General features: G+C 63.0%; 15 protein-coding genes. 13 read left to right on the top strand and 2 right to left on the bottom strand.

Translation table 11 applies throughout. The features are described 5' to 3' along the window. Positions 1–18 precede the first annotated feature (18 nt). Positions 19–1,359 (top strand): DcaP family trimeric outer membrane transporter, encoded by a 1,341-nt coding sequence (locus ACP154_RS03470; RefSeq protein ID WP_421856755.1) that lies wholly within the window; start codon positions 19–21, stop codon positions 1,357–1,359. Positions 1,360–1,437: 78 nt separating this feature from the next. Here the strand turns inward: ACP154_RS03470 and ACP154_RS03465 are convergent, their stop codons facing one another. After that, positions 1,438–2,115: a TetR/AcrR family transcriptional regulator gene (locus ACP154_RS03465; RefSeq protein ID WP_421856758.1), complete on the bottom strand. Its 678-nt coding sequence runs from the start codon at positions 2,113–2,115 to the stop codon at positions 1,438–1,440. Positions 2,116–2,272: 157 nt separating this feature from the next. On the opposite strand from ACP154_RS03465, the gene ACP154_RS03460 reads away from it, so the two are divergent. The 7 genes from ACP154_RS03460 (at position 2,273) to ACP154_RS03430 (ending at position 10,411) form a co-directional block, all read left to right on the top strand. Next, positions 2,273–3,346: a lycopene cyclase family protein gene (locus ACP154_RS03460; protein WP_421856761.1), complete on the top strand. Its 1,074-nt coding sequence runs from the start codon at positions 2,273–2,275 to the stop codon at positions 3,344–3,346. 52 nt (positions 3,347–3,398) lie between these two features. Beyond that, a complete protein-coding gene (gene rsmI, locus ACP154_RS03455; RefSeq protein ID WP_421856764.1) occupies positions 3,399–4,175 on the top strand; it encodes a 16S rRNA (cytidine(1402)-2'-O)-methyltransferase in 777 nt (258 codons plus the stop codon). A gap of 144 nt (positions 4,176–4,319) precedes the next feature. Beyond that, positions 4,320–6,365 carry a S9 family peptidase gene (locus ACP154_RS03450; RefSeq protein ID WP_421856766.1) on the top strand — a complete coding sequence of 682 codons (2,046 nt, stop codon included), beginning with the start codon at positions 4,320–4,322 and terminating at the stop codon, positions 6,363–6,365. 119 nt (positions 6,366–6,484) lie between these two features. After that, positions 6,485–7,264, top strand: coding sequence for a glucose 1-dehydrogenase (locus ACP154_RS03445; RefSeq protein ID WP_107711681.1), 780 nt, complete (start codon positions 6,485–6,487; stop codon positions 7,262–7,264). Between the two features lie 12 nt (positions 7,265–7,276). Then, a complete protein-coding gene (locus ACP154_RS03440) occupies positions 7,277–8,488 on the top strand; it encodes a hypothetical protein (RefSeq protein ID WP_421856769.1) in 1,212 nt (403 codons plus the stop codon). A gap of 64 nt (positions 8,489–8,552) precedes the next feature. Beyond that, entirely contained in the window at positions 8,553–9,617 is a 1,065-nt protein-coding gene (locus tag ACP154_RS03435; RefSeq protein WP_421856772.1) for an SMP-30/gluconolactonase/LRE family protein, read from the top strand. After that, positions 9,614–10,411: an SDR family NAD(P)-dependent oxidoreductase gene (locus ACP154_RS03430; RefSeq protein WP_421856775.1), complete on the top strand. Its 798-nt coding sequence runs from the start codon at positions 9,614–9,616 to the stop codon at positions 10,409–10,411. Before ACP154_RS03435 ends, ACP154_RS03430 begins: the two co-directional genes overlap by 4 nt. On the opposite strand, the gene ACP154_RS03425 is transcribed toward ACP154_RS03430, so the two are convergent. Further along, complete coding sequence (locus tag ACP154_RS03425) at positions 10,408–10,827, bottom strand: MerR family transcriptional regulator (RefSeq protein ID WP_421856778.1); 420 nt, start codon at positions 10,825–10,827, stop codon at positions 10,408–10,410. The genes ACP154_RS03430 and ACP154_RS03425 overlap by 4 nt on opposite strands. Positions 10,828–10,970: 143 nt before the next feature. Here ACP154_RS03425 and ACP154_RS03420 point away from each other — a divergent pair, with 143 nt between their 5' ends. Genes ACP154_RS03420 through ACP154_RS03400 form a run of 5 tightly spaced genes read left to right on the top strand, consistent with a single transcriptional unit; the run spans position 10,971 to position 17,459 of the window. Continuing rightward, entirely contained in the window at positions 10,971–11,867 is an 897-nt protein-coding gene (locus ACP154_RS03420; protein WP_421856781.1) for an SDR family oxidoreductase, read from the top strand. After that, entirely contained in the window at positions 11,867–13,477 is a 1,611-nt protein-coding gene (locus tag ACP154_RS03415) for an acyl-CoA carboxylase subunit beta (RefSeq protein ID WP_421856784.1), read from the top strand. Before ACP154_RS03420 ends, ACP154_RS03415 begins: the two co-directional genes overlap by 1 nt. 32 nt (positions 13,478–13,509) lie before the next feature. Then, on the top strand, positions 13,510–14,679 hold the full coding sequence (locus ACP154_RS03410) for an acyl-CoA dehydrogenase family protein (protein WP_421856786.1): 1,170 nt from the start codon (positions 13,510–13,512) through the stop codon (positions 14,677–14,679). Between the two features lie 2 nt (positions 14,680–14,681). After that, complete coding sequence (locus ACP154_RS03405) at positions 14,682–15,482, top strand: enoyl-CoA hydratase/isomerase family protein (RefSeq protein WP_421856789.1); 801 nt, start codon at positions 14,682–14,684, stop codon at positions 15,480–15,482. A 3-nt stretch (positions 15,483–15,485) separates the two neighbouring features. Further along, positions 15,486–17,459, top strand: coding sequence for an acetyl/propionyl/methylcrotonyl-CoA carboxylase subunit alpha (locus ACP154_RS03400; RefSeq protein WP_421856792.1), 1,974 nt, complete (start codon positions 15,486–15,488; stop codon positions 17,457–17,459). The last annotated feature ends 2 nt before the right edge of the window (positions 17,460–17,461 follow it).

Below are 17,461 nucleotides of genomic sequence, written 5' to 3'. Positions count from 1 at the left end.
TTTGGGAGGGACACCTTAATGACTACGCTCAGTATTCGAAGTGTTTTTGCGGCGACCGCCTCGGCGCTGGTTCTCACGGCGGCGTCAGAGGCGCAAGACGTCACCGCTCTAGAAGATCGACTTGCGGCGCTGGAAGCCATGGTGGCGGATTTGCGCAATGAGCTCGAGGATGCGCGCGCTCAGGCGGATGCTGCGACTGACCGGGTGATTGAAATCGAACAGAGGACCGCATCGGCGCCGGCGGCTCCAGCCGCTGCCGCGTCTTCTGATCGCGGCTTCACCATGGGCAATACCCAGGTGACCTATGGCGGGTATGTGGATCTGGACGCCCATGTGACAGACCTCAGCGATGGAGATATCGGAGCGACCTCCATTGCGCGCGATTTCTATATCTCCGGCGCGACGCCGGTCGGCGGCGCGGGCGACGGCGAAACTGATTTTGATTTCACCGCCAAGGCGAGCCGCTTCTTCTTCGCCACATCCACCGAATCCGATATCGGCACGGTGACGGGACGGATCGAATTTGACTTCCTGGGGTCGCCGGGCGGGAATGAGCGTGTATCAAACTCCTATAATCCGCGTATGCGCGTCGCCTGGGCCCAGATCGGCAATTGGCGCGTGGGCCAGGACTGGTCGACCTTCACCAACACCGCCGTGATCCCCGAAAGCGCCAGCTTCCTTGTGGGGTCTGACGGCATGCTGTTCGGACGACAGGCCCAGATTCGTTACACCCATGGCGGTTTCCAGTTCGCGCTTGAGAACCCGGACACCACGGTCACCCCATTTGGCGGCGGGGGACGAATTGATAGCGGCGACGGTGCGCTTCCGGACGTCGTGGCGCGCTATAACTGGAGCGGCGACTTTGGCGCCATGACCGTTTCGGCGCTGGGTCGCAATCTCGCTTATGAAGGCGGCGGCGTGGACGGCGAAGCGTTTGGCTGGGGCGTCAACTGGTCCGGCCGCGTGAATGTGGGTGACGGCTCGGACCTGCGTTTCTCGCTGACCGGCGGTGAAGGCATTGGCCGCTATATCGGCCTGAACGCTGTGAACGGGGCCGTTGTGACGGCCTCGGGCGATCTGGAAGCGATTCCGGTCTATGGCGGTCTGGTGGCCTGGCGTCAGCAATTGGGTCAGGGCCGCCGACTGTCGGTCGGCTATTCCATGCTGGAAGCGGATAATGACATCACATTGACCGGGACGGGCGTCACCAAGCGCACCTGGTCCGCGTTTGGCGCCTATCTCTTCCCGGTGGGGCCTGTGACCCTTGGCGCAGAGATCCTGTTTGGCGAGCGGGAGCTTGAAAATGGCCAGAGCGGGACGATCACCCGCGCCACCTTCTCTACGAAATATCCCTTCTGATGCGGCGGGCCTGGCGCGTCTCTGGATGCGCCGGGCTGCTCGCCGCCCGGAAGGGCTCCCCTGCGCTGGCGTCAGAGATTAACCAGCGCGTCCTTGTACGGCCGACGCCCCCTCGTGTCGGCCGTATTTTTTGGCTACGGATCCGGACAGGGTGTCTGAGTGGAAGACCACGCTCAGCCGACGATGCATCTGACTGCGGGCCTCTTGCGGGCTCAATTTATAGATCACACAACGCCTGAGAACGCCCAGGTACAGATCAAGCAGGCTTTCCGTCAGCAGATCCGGGCATTCATGCAGGTCGACCGACGGGTCATCGGCAGCGCGGGTCAACACGTCCCGAACGGGTGACCAGGCGGACTCCAGGCCAATGTGCAGGGCTTTGAAATCGGCCTCATTGGTCAGCCAGTTATGACCGATGGCGGCGCGGAAAAGCTCAAGATCATTGACATGACGGTCAAGGTGATAGTCCAGCACGGCTGTGACGCAAGTGACCAGATCGCTGTCAAAGCGCCGCACCAGTTCAGCACTTTCAACGCGCAAACGTTCGAAATCATCCACCATCACTTCGCACAAGAGAGCGATCTTGGTGGGCGCCGCATTGAGCACCGTTCCCGGAGAGACATTGGCCGCACAAGCAATGTCGACGATTTTCGCGCGCTCATAGCCTTGCCGGTGAAACTCTTCCCGCGCCGCACGCAAGACCGCGAGTCGGGTCGCCGCTTTCTGGCGCGCACGTTTTGTCGGTGGCAGGTTCATTCGTTCGCCTGTCTTCAGTTCCGGTCTGATAGGGATATCGTCCGTCGAGATGCGTTCTTACATTAAAGCCTGTTAATGTGATCGCGCCAAGCACATGTTGTGAAATAGCCTTTTGTGCCTGCCTGGAACGGGCGCCGGCCTGTCTTTCAAGGACCTCATGTCTGAACGCTTCGACCTTGTGATACTGGGAGCCGGGCTGTCCGGGCTGGCGTTGGCGGGTGCGGTGGCCCGGAGCGGCCGACGCTTGCGCACATTGATCATCGAGCCCCGGCGAGTTGCGCCGAACCCGCGACACTGGTTGTTTCCCGCCGCGCCCGGGCATGGTCTGCGCCGATACGAGAGCAGCCGGTTGACCGGTTTTGAAGTGGAGAGCCCGACGGGCGCCGTGCTGCATCGACCTCTGAACCGCATGATCCTGGCGCGGGTTAGCGCGCAAGCGGTCCAGGATGCGGCGCTGGACGCTATCGCCGCCGAACCGCGCATGCGGCTGGAGGAGGGGGCGAGCGTCGATCAGGTCCAGGCCAAGCAGACTCACGTGGCGTTGGAGACCAGCGAGGGCCAGGTGCGCGCCAGCTGGCTGGTCGACACACGGCCGCTTGAGGATGTGGGCATGCCGGCGGGGCGGGTGGTGCAGCTGTCTCGCCTCATGACCGCTCCCCGTGAAGCCGGGCACGAAGACCGGCTCTGTCTGAAGCTCATGGGCTCTGAGACTCCCGGCCTTGAGCAGTTAAGCCTCAGCCCTGATCGCATCGTGCATGAGCAGGCGCGCTTTGTGTTGGCGCCGCCGCCTGACCTGCCGCCGCAGCCAAACCCAGAGACTATGCTGCAATGGGGCGGGCGTCCCGAAGCCGTGCGTCACGCACAGGGCGTCTGGCCGTTGAGCTATCGCGCCTCGAACCGTCAGCGCGGGCGCGTGGTTCTGGCGCCAGCGGATGCTTATGGCTTGCGCTTCGCGCCAGGCATGGCGGCGCTGCGCTTGCATGATTGGGCGCATGCACAGGCGCGGCGGTTGAGTTATGGGCTCAGCCTGTGCGCGCCGCCGCCGCCGCCTCTGTCCGCACGGCTGTCAACGGCGCGCATAGAAATGATGATCCGGCGCGACCCGCGCCAAGCGGCGGCGCGCTTGCGGGCCTTGCTTTATGACGCGCCCGCCGACGGCGTGATGCGCACCTTGTCCGGCGCCGCGCGCTGGACCGATCTGGTTCGCGCCTGGCGGTCGGGAACATGGTAGGGGCGCAGCCGCTGGCGCTGCATTCGGCGCGCGTCTCGACTAGAGTGCAGACATGAGTGATTCCGCCCATTCCGCCGATCTCGACGCGCCGGTTGAAACCGGCCCGCGCCTGGTGCTTGTAACCACGCCGATCGGCAATCTGGGCGATATGACGCCGCGGGCCTGGGACGTGCTGCGTGAAGCGGACGCGATCGCCTGCGAAGATACGCGCACAACGCGCCGTTTGCTTGAGCATGGCGGCGTCACCGACAAGCGCCTGATCGCCTGTCATGATCATAACGAGCAGGCGAGCGCGGCCGGCATTGTCAAGCTGATCGAGGACGGCGCGACGGTGGCTCTGGTCAGTGATGCAGGGACGCCGGCGATCTCAGATCCCGGCTTTCGCGTGGTTCAGGCGGTGGTCGATGCAGGGCTGACAGTCAGTGCTGCGCCGGGCGTGTCTTCGGTGATCATGGCGCTGTCGATCTCGGGCCTGCCGACCGATCGTTTCACGTTTCTGGGCTTCCCGCCTCGCAAATCCGGCAAGCGTCAGGCGCTATTTGACCTTTATGGCGAGCTGCCCGCCAGCCTCATTGTCATGGAGAGCCCGCAGCGACTGGCGGACTGTCTGGCGGACGCCCGCGCCGTGCTGGGCGATCGCCGCGCTGCTCTGAGCCTTGAGCTAACCAAGCGTTTCGAGCGCGTCTGGCGCGGAACTTTGTCCGAGCTTGAAGCCCGGCTTGTCGATCCGCCCAAAGGCGAAGCCGTTATCGTCATCGAGGGCGCCGAAGAAGTGCGCGAGAAGAAGAACAAATACGCCGCATTTTCCAAAGCCCCCAAGCGCGATTAAGATTTCATTAGGATTTGCAATATGCGGGGGGGACCCCTGCAGCATTGCGACCGACGCTGACATCTCTGTGATGGGCGTCGGGCCTCGACGCGCAGACCTCGCCTTCGTTAGGGTGCGCCCCGTACTGACCAAGGAGTTATCGTCATGAACCGTCCACTGTTCACCGGCGTTCTGGGTTTTGCTGCAGCGTGTGCGCTCGGCGCGCAGACGCAGGCGCAAGACCCTTTAACGCTGGAAGATCTGTTCGAAATCCGTCAGGTGTCAGGAATCGACATCTCGCCCGATGGCGACCATGTCGCCTTCACCGTGTCCACGCCCCGCAACGTGGTGGCGGGTGAGGATGACGGCACGCCGCAATCGGCGCTGTTTATTGCATCCGGCCCGGATGCGGCGCGCCCCTTCATCACCGAGGGCGGCGCTGGCGGGGTGGAATGGACGCCTGATGGCGACGCTCTGACGTTCCTCGCCCGTCGTGACGGTGACAGCGGATCGGCGCTGTATGAAATCGCAGCGGATGGCGGAGAAGCGCGCCGTATCTACAGCCATGATGAATCGATCCAGTCCTATGTGATCGCACCGGACGGTGAGACCCTTTATTTCATTGCGCGTGAAAAGGCCGACCCGATGCAGCAAACGCTGCGCGATCGCGGGTTCGTGGCCAATGTCTATGAAGAGAATGGCGTCTTTTCTTATGTCTGGCGCGCTGATCTGACCGAGCCTGACGCTGAGCCGGTGCGGTTTGACCTGCCGGGTCATGCCTCCTCGCTGACCTTGAGCGAAGACGGTTCGCGCCTCGCCGTGACGCTGGCGCCGACCACCCTGGTCGACGACTCGCTTATGGAGCGTCAGTGGCATGTGGTGAATGCTGCGGACGGCGCGGTGATCTCGACGATCGAGACGCCAGGCAAGATCGGCATGGCGGCGTTCTCGCCAGACGCCTCCCGCCTCGCCTTCATCGCGGGCGCCGACCGCGCCGACCCCACCGCCGGCACGCTGCACATCGCGGATGCGCAAACCGGCGAATACATGGCCATCGCCCGCGACGCCGAGCAGCATGTGAACCAGCTCGCCTGGATCGATCGCAATTCCGTCTTGGCTCTGGCCAGCGTGGGCACGGGCACGGCGCTTGTCGAATACAATATCAATGGCCGTGAAGAGCGCCGCACGCCGACCGAGGCGGGCGTCATTTCGTCCATGGATTATGACCGTGATGACCGGGTTCTGGCGGCGACAGTGCATGCCCCGACCCATCCGCGTGAGCTGTTCGTGGGCGACCGCCGCTCTCTGCGCCAATGGACAGATCACAACCCCCAGCTTGACGACATCGCCTGGGGCGATCAGCGCGTGTTCGAGTTTGAAGCCCGTGACGGTGAGCGGATTGAGGGCGTTCTGGTAACGCCGCAGGGCGATGCGCCGACAGGTGGCTGGCCGATGATCATGACCGTGCATGGCGGCCCGGAAGCCCATGACAGCAATGGCTGGGTGAACGGCTATTCCAATCTGGGCCATATCGGCGCGGGTCAGGGCTTTGCGGTCTTCTATCCCAACTATCGCGGCTCGACGGGCCGGGGTGAACGCTTCGCCAAGCTCGACCATCTGGACGCGCCGGGCGAAGAGTTCTGGGATCTGGTGGACGCCATCGGCGCCCTGTCAGACGCGGGCATCGTGGATGCGGATCGTGTGGGCATCACCGGCGGTTCCTATGGCGGGTTCGCATCGGCTTGGGGCGCGACAGTGGCGAGCGAGCATTTCGCGGCGTCGGCCCCGTTTGTGGCGCTGACCGATCTGATCAGCTTTTACGGCACGACCGAAATTCCGATCGAGATGGTGGATGTGCACTTCATGCAGCCGCCCTGGGAAGACTGGATGAGCTATCTCGAACATAGCCCGACCTATCATGCGCCGGGCTCCACCACGCCGACGCTGATCCTGCATGGCGAGGCGGATACGCGGGTGGACACCAGCCAGTCCTTCATCCTCTATCGTATCCTCAAGCAGACCTCGGACGCGCCGGTGCGGCTCGTCACCTATCCGGGTGAGGGCCACGGCAATCGCCGCGCCGCCGCCCAGTATGACTACGGTCTGCGGGTCCTGCGGTGGATGCAGCATTACCTTCAAGGCGAAGGCGGCGAACCGCCGGCGCCGGAGCTGGACCTGGCCGAGCGGCTAGGGCTTGAAGACACCGAATAAAGTCGGAAAGGGAGGCGGAGGCGCCTCCCTTTTTCGTTGCAGGCGCCCCCTCGCCATCACCCCAATCCCCCGTTAACGTGCCGCTTAACGCATTAAGTGACGTGAACGGGAGGACAATCATGTCAGAGAAAGACCTGTCGCTTGACGGCCGTGTGGTTCTGGTCGCTGGCGCGAGCCGTGGTATTGGCGAAGCCGCCGCCAAGCGCATGGCGCGCAATGGCGCCATGGTGATCTGTTCGAGCCGCAAGATCGCCGATTGCGAGCGCGTGGCTGAAGAGATCAAGGCCGAGGGCGGCAAGGCCCGCGCCATGGTCTTGCATCTGGGCGAAGGCGAGCACCGTGAAGCGGCGATCGCCAACATCAAGGAGACCGAAGGCCGTCTGGACGTTCTGGTCAATAACGGCGCCACCAGCCCTTATTTTGGCGAAGCCAAGGACACGCCCGAAGACGCCTGGGACAAGACGTTTGAGGTGAATGTCAAAGGCCCGTTCTTCCTGTCGAACCTGGCGATCAACACCTTCATGAAGGATCAGGGCAAAGGCTCGATCATCAATGTGGCGTCGATCAACGGCATCCGCCCGGGCTATTTTCAGGGCGCGTATTCCATCTCCAAGGCGGCGGTTATCTCGCTCACCCAGGTGCTGGCGCAGGAATGCGGTCATCTGGGCGTGCGGGTGAACGCGCTGTGCCCGGGCCTGACGGAGACCAAGCTCGCCTCGGCGCTGACGTCTGATCCGAACCTTGAAGACATGATGAACCGCAATTTCTCCATCAAGCGCGTCGGCCAGCCTGAAGACATGGCTGCTGCCATCCACTTCCTCGCCAGTGACGCATCAAGCTATATGACGGGCCAGGAATTTGTTGTGGATGGCGGCATCACCCAGCGTGGTCCGCTGTAAGAGGGACACTCAATGCTGACGCGCGAGGCCTGCGAGGCGCTGGATAAGAAAGACCCGCTGAAAGACAGACGCGACCTGTTCGCGTTACCCGAGGGCGTGATCTATCTGGACGGCAATTCGCTGGGCGTGCCGCCCAAGGCGGCGCTCGCGCGTTTGCGTAAAGCCTCTGAAACCGAGTGGGCGGTGGGTCTGATCCGGTCATGGAACGATGCGGGCTGGATGGATCTGCCGCTGACGCTGGGCGCCAAACTCGCTCGTCTCATGGGCGTCAAAGCCTCTGAAGTGATCGCGGTCGACACCGTCACCATCAACCTGTTCAAGCTCGCCACGGCGCTCCTGGAGCGAGATGGCGGCGGCATCGCGGCGGAAGCGGGCGAGTTTCCCACCGACAATCATGTGATGGAGGGAATCTCCCGCATCACCAGCGCGCCAATGCACCGGGTCGCGGCCAATACGCGTCCGAAGGACCTGCCTGGCGGCGTGAAAGTCCTGATCAAATCGGCGGTGCATTATAAATCCGCGCAGATCGCCGATTTTGAAGGCTATGAACGCGAAGCGGCGGCGCGCGGGCTCAATATCATCTGGGACTTGAGCCACGCCACGGGACTGGTTGATCTCAAGCTCGCGCAGTGGGGCGCGAAATACGCGGTGGGGTGCGGCTATAAATTCCTCTCTGGCGGGCCGGGCGCTCCGGCCTTTCTGTATTGCGCCGAAGATCAGATCCAGACGCTGGAGCATCCGGTTTCGGGCTGGCTGGGCCATAAACGCCCTTTCGGGTTTGAAGACGCTTATGAACCTGACGACACCATCGTGCGCTGGCGCACCAGCTCGCCCTCCATTCTCGCTCTGTCCGCGTTAGACGGCGCAGTCAGCGCCTATGACGGCGTGGACATGGCGCAAGTGGAGGCCAAGGCGATTGCGCTGGGCGACCTCATGCTGCAGCACGCTGATGCGCTGGGACTTGAGCACGCCTGTCCGGGGCCGGGCGAACGGCGGGGCGGCCATGTGGTGCTGCGTCATGAGCAAGGCTACGCCATCGTTCAGGCCCTGATTGATCGCGGGATTATCGGCGATTTTCGCGCGCCGGACCTGATGCGGTTCGGGTTCAATCCGCTGTATAATTCCTACACGGAAGTCTTTGATGCGGCGCAGGCGCTGGCGGATGTGATCCATAGCGGCGCCTGGAATGATCCGAAATTCCTCGCCAAAAAAGCGGTGACCTGATCGCGCTTGCCCGTTTTGCGCTTCTCCCTCAGAGTAAAAGAAAAACACTTAAGGGGAGGGCGCAATGCTGCGCTGGATTTTGGGTGGCCTCGCTGCTCTTGTCGTGATTGTGGCGATCGCCGCCTACGGGCCGGGTTCGCTGAAAGCCTATCCATTTGATCCGACCGCGCCTGATCCCGCGCTGATGGCGCTGTACGACACGGCCGCGGAGCCAGAGCGCCGCGAAGTGCCGAACTTGCATGGGGCGGAAGACCTTGAGCCCGGCCCCGATGGGCGACTTTACGCCAGCCTTGCGGACGGCCGCATCATGGTGCGGGACGTGGATGGCGGCTGGTCGGAATACGCCAACACCAATGGACGTCCGCTGGGCCTTTCGTTTGCGCCGGACGGCGCCTTGTTCGTGGCGGATGCGCTCAAAGGCCTGATGCGGCTGGAAAGCGACGGCGCGTTTGACGTCTGGCTGGCTGATGAAAGCGAAGGCGGGCCGCTGGTCTTCACCGATGATCTGACGGTTCTGGAAGATGGCAGCATTATCCTGACCGACGCCTCGCGCCGCTATGGCTATGGCGAATACATGACCTCCTTGCTGGAAGGCGAGCAGACGGGCGTCATCTACAAGGTGACGGGTCCGGACCAATACGACGTGCTGGCGGAAGGCTTCGGCTTCATCAACGGCGTCGATCATGATCCCAGCACGGGCCGCGTCTTCGTCAATGAAACCTGGGCGGGCCGGGTGATCAGTCTGGATCCGGACACAGGCGATTACGCCGTGCTGATCGATGGATTGCCAGGCTATCCTGACAATCTTGAATATGACGCAGAAACCGGGCTGATCTGGATCGCCTTGCCGTCGCAACGCTCCCCCCAGATCGAAAACCTGCATCCCAACCCATTTGTGAAGCGCCTCGCCTGGCGCTGGATTCAGATCGCCGGCCTGCCGCCCTTCCCGCCGCGTCCCGTTATGGGCATGGCGGTGACCGCCGCAGGTGAGCCGGTTCATGCGCTATACGGTCCGGATGAGGCGCCGTTCGGCGTCACGACGGTGACCCCGTGGCAGGGCCAGATCTGGGTGGCGGGGCTGGAACGTGACGGCGTGGACGCCTACGCCGTACCCGAGCGCCTGCCATGAGCCGGACAGCCCTGATCTCTGGCGGATCCAGCGGGATTGGTCTCGCCCTGTCTGAACGCCTTCTTCAGCGCGGGTTTCGTTTGCTCTGGGTGTCGCTGGATGCGGATGAGATCAGTCGCGCGCGCCAGTCACTACTGGAGCGCCACACGCACGCCGAGATTGAAGGGCGCGCCATGGACCTCGCCGATCCGCAATCTGTGGCGCGCTTGGTCCAATGGGCGCAGGGGGAAGGCGGGCTCGACCTTCTGGTCAATAATGCCGGCTTTGGCGTCTACGGGCCGTCCGTCTCGCTGGCGGTGGAGGTCGAGCAGGCCACGATCGATGTCAACGCCCGCGCTGTGCACGCGATGACGCGCGCTTTCCTGCCCCTGATGGAGCAAGCGGGCGGCGGAACAATCATCAACATCGCATCAAATTCCGCCTTTGTGCCGACGCCGGGCCTCGCCGTTTATGCGGCGACCAAGGCCTTTGTCCGGCATTACTCAAACGCGCTTTCCCAGGAATTGGAGCAAAGCGGCAGTGCGGTGCGCGTCATGACGGTCTGCCCCTCCGCTGTGTCTGACACCCCCTTTAAAGAGCGCGCAGCCGCCTTGGATGTGCGAACGTTTTCAAGCTTCAGCGCCACCACGGCCGGAGAAGTCGCGTCTGATATTCTCAAGGGCTATGACCGGGGCGCGTCCGAGGTGATCACCGGCGCTGCGATGCGCCGGGCGATGTGGCTGATGCGGTTCTCGCCCGCACCTCTTGTACGATGGTTGACCCGGCGTGAGACGCAGCGGATCGATAGCGCTTAGCGTGTTTTGCTTTTTCTCTGGGCCAGGCGCGTTTTCGAGCCTTCATGGATGACGCGCAGCTCGTTAAGCGTTGTTTCGATCTCGACCTTCTTTTCTTCGAGCCGTTCGATTTCTTTCGCGGTCATTTCGATCACGAATTCCAGCTGCCGCACCCGTCCTTCGCCTTCCTGGCCGTAGAGCTCCAGGAAGGTCTTGATGTCGCTCAGCTTGGTGCCGATGGTCTTGGCGCGCAGGATCAGCGCGAGGCGCTTCTTGTCCGCCTGGGTGTAGACCCGTTGCCCGCCCACGCGCTGGGGTTTGAGCAATCCCTTGTCCTCATAGAACCGGATCGTCCGCGTGGTGATGCCAAACGCATCAGCCAGCTCGGCGATGCCAAACAGGGTGTCGTGGGTCTGCGTGTCGGGGGCGTGAGTCATGGTGCCTGTCCTTGTCCGCTCCCTTCTTACGATGAAGTCCTTCCGCAAACAAGATGTGCTTGACGTATACGTTAAGCCCTGCGAAGCTCGTCTCAACACCGGCGAATACAGACCGGACCAGTCAGGGAGGAGACGGGCGCACAATGAGCGATAACGCCGCACACGCCCGCTATGACAGCGTCTTCAGGCCTGATCTGTTCGAAGGGCAGATCATCATCGTCACCGGGGGCGGATCGGGGATTGGGCGCTGCATCGCCCATGAGCTGACGGCGCTCGGCGCACACGCCATTCTGGTGGGGCGCAAGCCTGAAAAGCTCGACGCCGTCGCGCAAGAGATCACCGCTGACGGCGGCTCGTGCGAGACCGCATCGTTTGATATTCGCGATGAAGAGGCGGTTGCGGCGGCCATCTCCGACATGGCGGCGCGGCATGGCCGCATCCATGGCCTTGTAAACAATGCGGGCGGGCAATTTCCCGCGAACGCCGAAGACATCTCCAAAAAGGGGTGGGACGCGGTGATCGCGACCAATCTGACCGGCGGCTTTCTGATGAGCCGCGAAGTCTTCAAGGCTTCAATGGCTGAACAGGGCGGCGCCATCGTCAACATCACCGCTGACATGCATCACGGCATGCCGGGCATGGCGCATTCCGGCGCTGCGCGGGCCGGGATGGAGAACCTGACCAAAACCCTGGCGTTTGAATGGGCGCCCAAGGGCGTGCGGGTGAACGCCGTTGCGCCGGGCTGGATCGCGAGCTCCGGCATGGACACCTATGGCGGCGCGTTCCGGGCGATGATCCCGCTTTTAAAACAGAATTTGCCCGCGCAACGCATGGGGTCCGAGGCTGAAGTGTCGGCGGCGGTGACCTATCTGTTGTCGCCAGGCGCAGCCTTCATCACCGGCGTCCAGCTGCAGGTGGATGGCGGGGCGCCCTTGGGCGAGCGTCATTACCCGCTGACAGCCCATGAGAAATCCGAGGTCTTTAATGGCTTTCACCGGGCGGTGGATCCGGCGGTGTTGCGCGGTGAGGGGGCTGAGTAATGGCGGTGCTGCACAGCCGGATCAGTCCGGGCTCTGACGATTTTGAAGCGGCGCGCGCCAATATGGCTGAAAAGCTTGATGAAGCGCGCAGCGCTGAAGAGCAGGTGCGCGCCAACTCCGCCGCCAAGAAGGCCCGTTTTGACGAGCGCGGCCAGCTGCTTCCTCGTGAGCGCGTGGCGCGGTTGGTGGATCGCGATGCGTCCTTTCTCGAAATCGCGCCGCTCGCTGGCCTGAAAATGCATGATGATGACGGCGGGCGCGGCGCTTCGGGTGGCGGCGCGGTGGTTGGCATCGGCGTTGTGTCCGGCAAGCGCTGCGTCATCGCCGCGTCTGACAGCGCCATCAAGGGCGGCACGGTCGCGCCCATGGGCTTGCGCAAATCCTTGCGGGCGCAAGAGATCGCGTTGCAAAACAAGCTGCCCATGATCCATCTGGTGGAATCGGGCGGCGCAAACCTTCTTTATCAGGCGGAAATCTTTGTGGATGGCGGGCGCAGCTTCGCCAACCAGGCGCGCCTGAGCGCGGCGGGCATTCCCCAGATCGCAGTGGTGCATGGCAGCTCCACTGCGGGCGGCGCCTATCTGCCGGGGATGAGCGATTATGTGGTTCTGGTGCGCGAGAAGTCGAAAATCTTCCTCGCCGGCCCGCCGCTGGTCAAAGCCGCCATCGGCGAGGATGCAGATGATGAATCCCTGGGTGGAGCTGATTTGCACGGCGAGGTGACCGGGCTTGGCGAATACGTCGCTGAGGATGACGCCCAGGCGCTCGCCTATGCGCGCGACATCATGGACAAGCTCAACTGGAGCAAAGCCACGTCGCCCGGCGGCGGCGATGCACCGCTCTATGACGCTGAAGAGCTGATGGGCATTGTGCCGGCCGATGACCGCACGCCCTATGATGTGCGCGATGTGATCGCGCGCGTCGTCGACGGTTCGGACTTTCTGGAATTCAAGGCGCGCTACGGGTCTGAAACCGTGTGCGGGCATGCTCGCATTGGCGGTCAGGCGGTCGGGATCATCGGCAATAACGGCCCGATCCAGCCGGAAGGTTCCACCAAGGCGGGTCAATTCATCCAGCTGTGCGACCAGTCGCAAACGCCGATCCTGTTTCTGCAAAACACCACCGGCTACATGGTCGGCTCGGCGGCGGAACGCGCCGGTGCGGTCAAACATGGCTCGAAAATGATCCAGGCCGTGGCCAATGCCCGCGTGCCCAAGATCACGATCGTCCTGGGCGGCAGCTTCGGCGCGGGCAATTACGGCATGTGCGGGCGCGGCTTTGATCCGCGTTTCATCTTCGCCTGGCCCACAGCCCGCACCGCCGTGATGGGCGGCGCACAGGCGGCGAAGGTGATGGAGATCGTCACCCGCGGCAAGAATGCGCGCGCGGGGGTGGAGACCGATGAAGAGGCGCTCGCCCAGATGAGCGCCATGATCACCCAGAGCCTGGATGAGCAGAGCCAGGCGCTCTTCGCCACCGCCCGGCTCTGGGATGACGGGATCATTGATCCGCGCGACACCCGCGCGGTGCTGATTGAATGCCTGAATATTTGTGCTGAGGCGGATCGCCGTCAGCTGAACCCCAACACGTTCGGAGTCGCGCGGTTCTAACAAGACGCGGCCCACCACCGGGAGGACACGCCATGCAGTTCAACGAGCAACACGAACAGCTTCGCGACACTGTCGCCAAGTTCGTCACGAACGAAATTAATCCGTATGTGGATGAATGGGAGGCGGCTGACCAGTTTCCCTCGCATGAAGTCTTCAAGAAGATGGGCGATCTGGGGCTTCTGGGCTTGCGGTATCCCGAAGAGTTTGGCGGCGCCGGCCTTGATATGACCTATTCGCTCGTCCTGGCGGAAGAGCTGGGGATGATTGATTGCGGCGGCGTGCCCATGGCCATCGGCGTGCAGACCGATATGTGCACTCCGGCGCTGGCGCGGTTTGGTTCTGACGATCTGCGCAAGCAATTCCTGGCGCCAGCGATTTCAGGCGACATGGTGGGCTGTCTGGGCGTGTCCGAGCCGGGCGGCGGTTCGGATGTGGCGGCGGTCAAGACGACGGCGAAGTCTGACGGGGATGACTACATCATCAACGGCACCAAGATGTGGATCACCAACGGCCTGAAGGCGGATTGGTGCTGCCTGCTGGCGAACACGTCTGACGGCAAACCCCATGAGAGCAAATCTCTGATCATGGTGCCGATGGATCTGCCGGGCATTGAAAAGCAGAAGATCCACAAGATCGGCATGCACAGCTCTGACACCGCGCAATTGTTCTTTGATGATGTGCGGGTGCCCAAGCGCTATCGCATTGGCGATGAAGGCGCGGGCTTCATCTACCAGATGCTGCAATTCCAGGAAGAGCGCATCTATGGCGCGGCGTCGTCTCTGAAAAACCTCGACAAGCAGATTGACCTGACCATCGAGTATACGCGCGACCGGCATGCCTTCGGCCAGCCGCTGCTGGACAATCAGGCGATCCATTTCCGCCTGGCGGAGTTGCGCACCGAAGTCGAGATGCTCCGTTCCCTGACTTATCGCTGTGTGGATGACTTCAACCAGGGCAAGGACATCACCAAGCTCGCCTCCATGGCCAAGCTCAAATGCGGCCGTCTGGCGCGTGAAGTGTCTGACAGCTGTCTGCAGTTCTGGGGCGGCATGGGCTATACGACCGACAACCTGGTCAGCCGGTCCTTCCGTGATGGTCGTCTGATCTCCATTGGCGGCGGCGCCGATGAAATCATGCTCGGCATCATCGCCAAGCTGGAAGGCACGCTGCCGAAGCGCCGCAAGCCTGAAGGTAATCAGTAGTCATGTCCGCGCCGCGCACGCTTCTGATCGAGCGCCGGGCTCGGGTTCTGCATGTGACGCTGAACCGGCCTGAATTGCGCAACGCCATGTCGCTGGAGATGGTGGATGAGCTGATCAACGCGCTCGCCGATGCTGAGCAGGCGGGCGATCGCGCCATCGTCTTGCGTGGTGCGGAGGGGCATTTCTGCTCGGGCGGCGACATCAAGGATATGGGCGCGGCGCAAGGCCAGCCTGTGTCTGACGGCGTTGATCCGATCGCGAACGTCAATGCGCGATTTGGGGAGTTGTGCGTCGCCTACGCCAGCACCGGCTTGCCCGTGGTGGCGGTCGTGGAGGGCGCGGTGATGGGCGGCGGCTTTGGTCTCGCCTGTGTGGCGGATGTGGTGCTCGCCTCAGAAACGGCTTTGTTCCGTCTGCCTGAAACCGGGCTCGGGATCGTGCCGGCCCAAGTCGCACCCTTTCTGGTGGAGCGGCTTGGCTATTCAGAAGCGCGGCGTTTGGCGGTTACTGGCGGCAAGCTGGACGCCTCAAAGGCGCTAGGCGTCGGGCTAGTGCACGCCGTTCACGCGACGTCGGATCTGGACGCGGCGCTGGACGCCGAACTGGCTCAAATCCGCAAGGGCGCGCCAAACGCCATCGCAGCGACCAAGGCGCTGATGCGTCGGGCGCGGCTCGAAGCGCCCGCGAGCCTGGTTCAGGATGCAGCCGCGGCGTTCGCAAGGGCGGCGCGCTCTGACGAAGGCGCGGAAGGCATGACCGCTTTTCTTGAAAAACGTCCCGCCCGCTGGGCTCAAGAGGGATAAGAGATGGCTGAAACGCCCTTTAACAGCGTGCTGGTCGCCAATCGGGGCGAGATCGCCGTCCGTGTGCTGAATGAAGCTAGGGATTCCGGCCGCACAGCCATCGCGGTTTATTCTGAAGCGGACGCGCAGGCCTTGCATGTGCGCGAAGCGGACCTGGCGGTTTGCATTGGTCCGGCGCTTGCCAGCGAAAGCTATCTCAATAGTGAAGCCGTGCTTGAGGCGGCCCGAAAAACAGGCGCCCAGGCGATCCATCCCGGCTATGGGTTCCTGTCAGAGAACGCCGCTTTCGCCCGCGCGGTGATCGAGGCGGGGCTGGTCTGGATTGGCCCGCCGCCGGACGCCATTGACGCCATGGGCGACAAGGCGCGCGCCAAGCAATTGATGATCAAGGCGGGCGTGCCGACTTTGCCGGGCTGGCAGGGCGCGGATCAATCGGACGCCAATTTGAAGGCTCAAGCCGACACGACCGGCTACCCGCTGCTGATCAAGGCGGTGGCGGGCGGCGGCGGTCGCGGCATGCGTATTGTGCGCAATTCAGCCGAATTTACCGAGGCGCTGGTGTCAGCCCGCCGCGAAGCGAAATCCGCCTTTGGCGATGACGCTGTCCTGATCGAAAAATTCGTCGAGCGCGGCCGCCATGTGGAGATTCAGGTCTTTGCAGATCAGGCTGGGAACACGATCCATCTCGGCGAACGCGATTGCTCGGCCCAGCGTCGCCGTCAAAAGGTGATCGAGGAAGCGCCGTCTCCGGCGGTCGATCCTGATCTGCGTGCAAAAATGGGCGCTGACGCCGTCGCGGCGGCGAAAGCCGTGGGCTATGCGGGCGCGGGCACAGTGGAGTTCTTGCTCGACGAGAGCGGGGATTACTACTTCCTGGAGATGAACACCCGGCTTCAGGTCGAACATCCGGTTACGGAGGAAGTGACCGGGACCAATCTCGTTCAATGGCAGTTTGAAGTGGCCTCCGGTGCTTCCTTGCCGCTCAGCCAGGACGAGGTTTCGCTGGACGGCTGGGCCATCGAGGCGCGGCTTTACGCCGAAGACCCCTATAATGGCTTTGCCCCGCAATCGGGCCTTGTCCTGTCTTATGACGGAGAGGTCTCCAGCGCGGGCGGGCGTGTGGATGCGGGCGTTGAAACCGGGGGGCGGATCGGAACCGATTACGATCCGATGGTTTCAAAAGTCATTGGCACGGGCGCGACCCGCACGGAAGCCATCGCGGCCTTGCGGGCCGCCTTGATGGATGACCCGCTTCTGGGCGTCACCACCAATCGCGATTTCCTGCTGGCCTTGCTGGACGGCGAGGCCTTTCGCCAGGGCGAGATCTGCACCGCGGATCTTGATCAATGGGCGGCAGACGGCGCAGGCCCCTTCGCAAAGCCTGATCTGGACCGCAGGGCAGTCGCGCTTGGCGCGGCGCTGCTCGGCGCCGCCCCTCAAGGCGTGATCCGCTCAGGCTCTGTCAGTCGATTTGATTTGCCTTTTAAGGTCAACGCAAAGGCGCTGACGGTGCGTCTCGAGCAGACCGGCCCTAACGCAGTCAGCGTCGGATTCGCGGGCGAGGGTCAGGTCAGCACGGTGGCGCTGTTGAGCGAAGAGACGCCCGGCGAGATCGCCTTCCGCCTGGATGGCGTGGACGCCCGCGCCCGTGTGGCGCGCGCGGCGGACGGCGCGCTTCATATCGCCTTGGGGGCGCAGATCATCGTGCTGGAAGAAGCGTCGCCCTGGGGCGCGGACGCAGCGTCTGACCCGTCCAAGATCACTGCGCCCGTCTCCGGCGCGGTGGTGGCGGTCAACGTCAAACCCGGCGACCGGGTGAAGGCGGGGGACGTTCTGATGGTGATGGAAGCCATGAAGATGGAGATGCGCCTGACCGCGCAAGCGGATGGCGAAGTCGCCGCCGTTCACGCCCAACAGGGCGGACAAGCGGCGAATGGCGCTGTTTTAATTGAACTTGATATAGATATTCAGGAGTAGAC

Source organism: Oceanicaulis sp. (genome assembly GCF_965249665.1).
Taxonomy (GTDB): Bacteria; Pseudomonadota; Alphaproteobacteria; order Caulobacterales; family Maricaulaceae; genus Oceanicaulis.
The sequence above is the reverse complement of the archived record's forward strand: the minus strand, read 5'-3'. Positions and strand labels throughout refer to the sequence as shown.

Coding starts and splice junctions, on each gene's coding strand:
- ACP154_RS03470 (WP_421856755.1), top strand. CDS start 19: ATGACTACGCTCAGTATTCGAAGTGTTTTTGCGGCGACCGCCTCGGCG.
- ACP154_RS03465 (WP_421856758.1), bottom strand. CDS start 2,115: ATGAACCTGCCACCGACAAAACGTGCGCGCCAGAAAGCGGCGACCCGA.
- ACP154_RS03460 (WP_421856761.1), top strand. CDS start 2,273: ATGTCTGAACGCTTCGACCTTGTGATACTGGGAGCCGGGCTGTCCGGG.
- rsmI (WP_421856764.1), top strand. CDS start 3,399: ATGAGTGATTCCGCCCATTCCGCCGATCTCGACGCGCCGGTTGAAACC.
- ACP154_RS03450 (WP_421856766.1), top strand. CDS start 4,320: ATGAACCGTCCACTGTTCACCGGCGTTCTGGGTTTTGCTGCAGCGTGT.
- ACP154_RS03445 (WP_107711681.1), top strand. CDS start 6,485: ATGTCAGAGAAAGACCTGTCGCTTGACGGCCGTGTGGTTCTGGTCGCT.
- ACP154_RS03440 (WP_421856769.1), top strand. CDS start 7,277: ATGCTGACGCGCGAGGCCTGCGAGGCGCTGGATAAGAAAGACCCGCTG.
- ACP154_RS03435 (WP_421856772.1), top strand. CDS start 8,553: ATGCTGCGCTGGATTTTGGGTGGCCTCGCTGCTCTTGTCGTGATTGTG.
- ACP154_RS03430 (WP_421856775.1), top strand. CDS start 9,614: ATGAGCCGGACAGCCCTGATCTCTGGCGGATCCAGCGGGATTGGTCTC.
- ACP154_RS03425 (WP_421856778.1), bottom strand. CDS start 10,827: ATGACTCACGCCCCCGACACGCAGACCCACGACACCCTGTTTGGCATC.
- ACP154_RS03420 (WP_421856781.1), top strand. CDS start 10,971: ATGAGCGATAACGCCGCACACGCCCGCTATGACAGCGTCTTCAGGCCT.
- ACP154_RS03415 (WP_421856784.1), top strand. CDS start 11,867: ATGGCGGTGCTGCACAGCCGGATCAGTCCGGGCTCTGACGATTTTGAA.
- ACP154_RS03410 (WP_421856786.1), top strand. CDS start 13,510: ATGCAGTTCAACGAGCAACACGAACAGCTTCGCGACACTGTCGCCAAG.
- ACP154_RS03405 (WP_421856789.1), top strand. CDS start 14,682: ATGTCCGCGCCGCGCACGCTTCTGATCGAGCGCCGGGCTCGGGTTCTG.
- ACP154_RS03400 (WP_421856792.1), top strand. CDS start 15,486: ATGGCTGAAACGCCCTTTAACAGCGTGCTGGTCGCCAATCGGGGCGAG.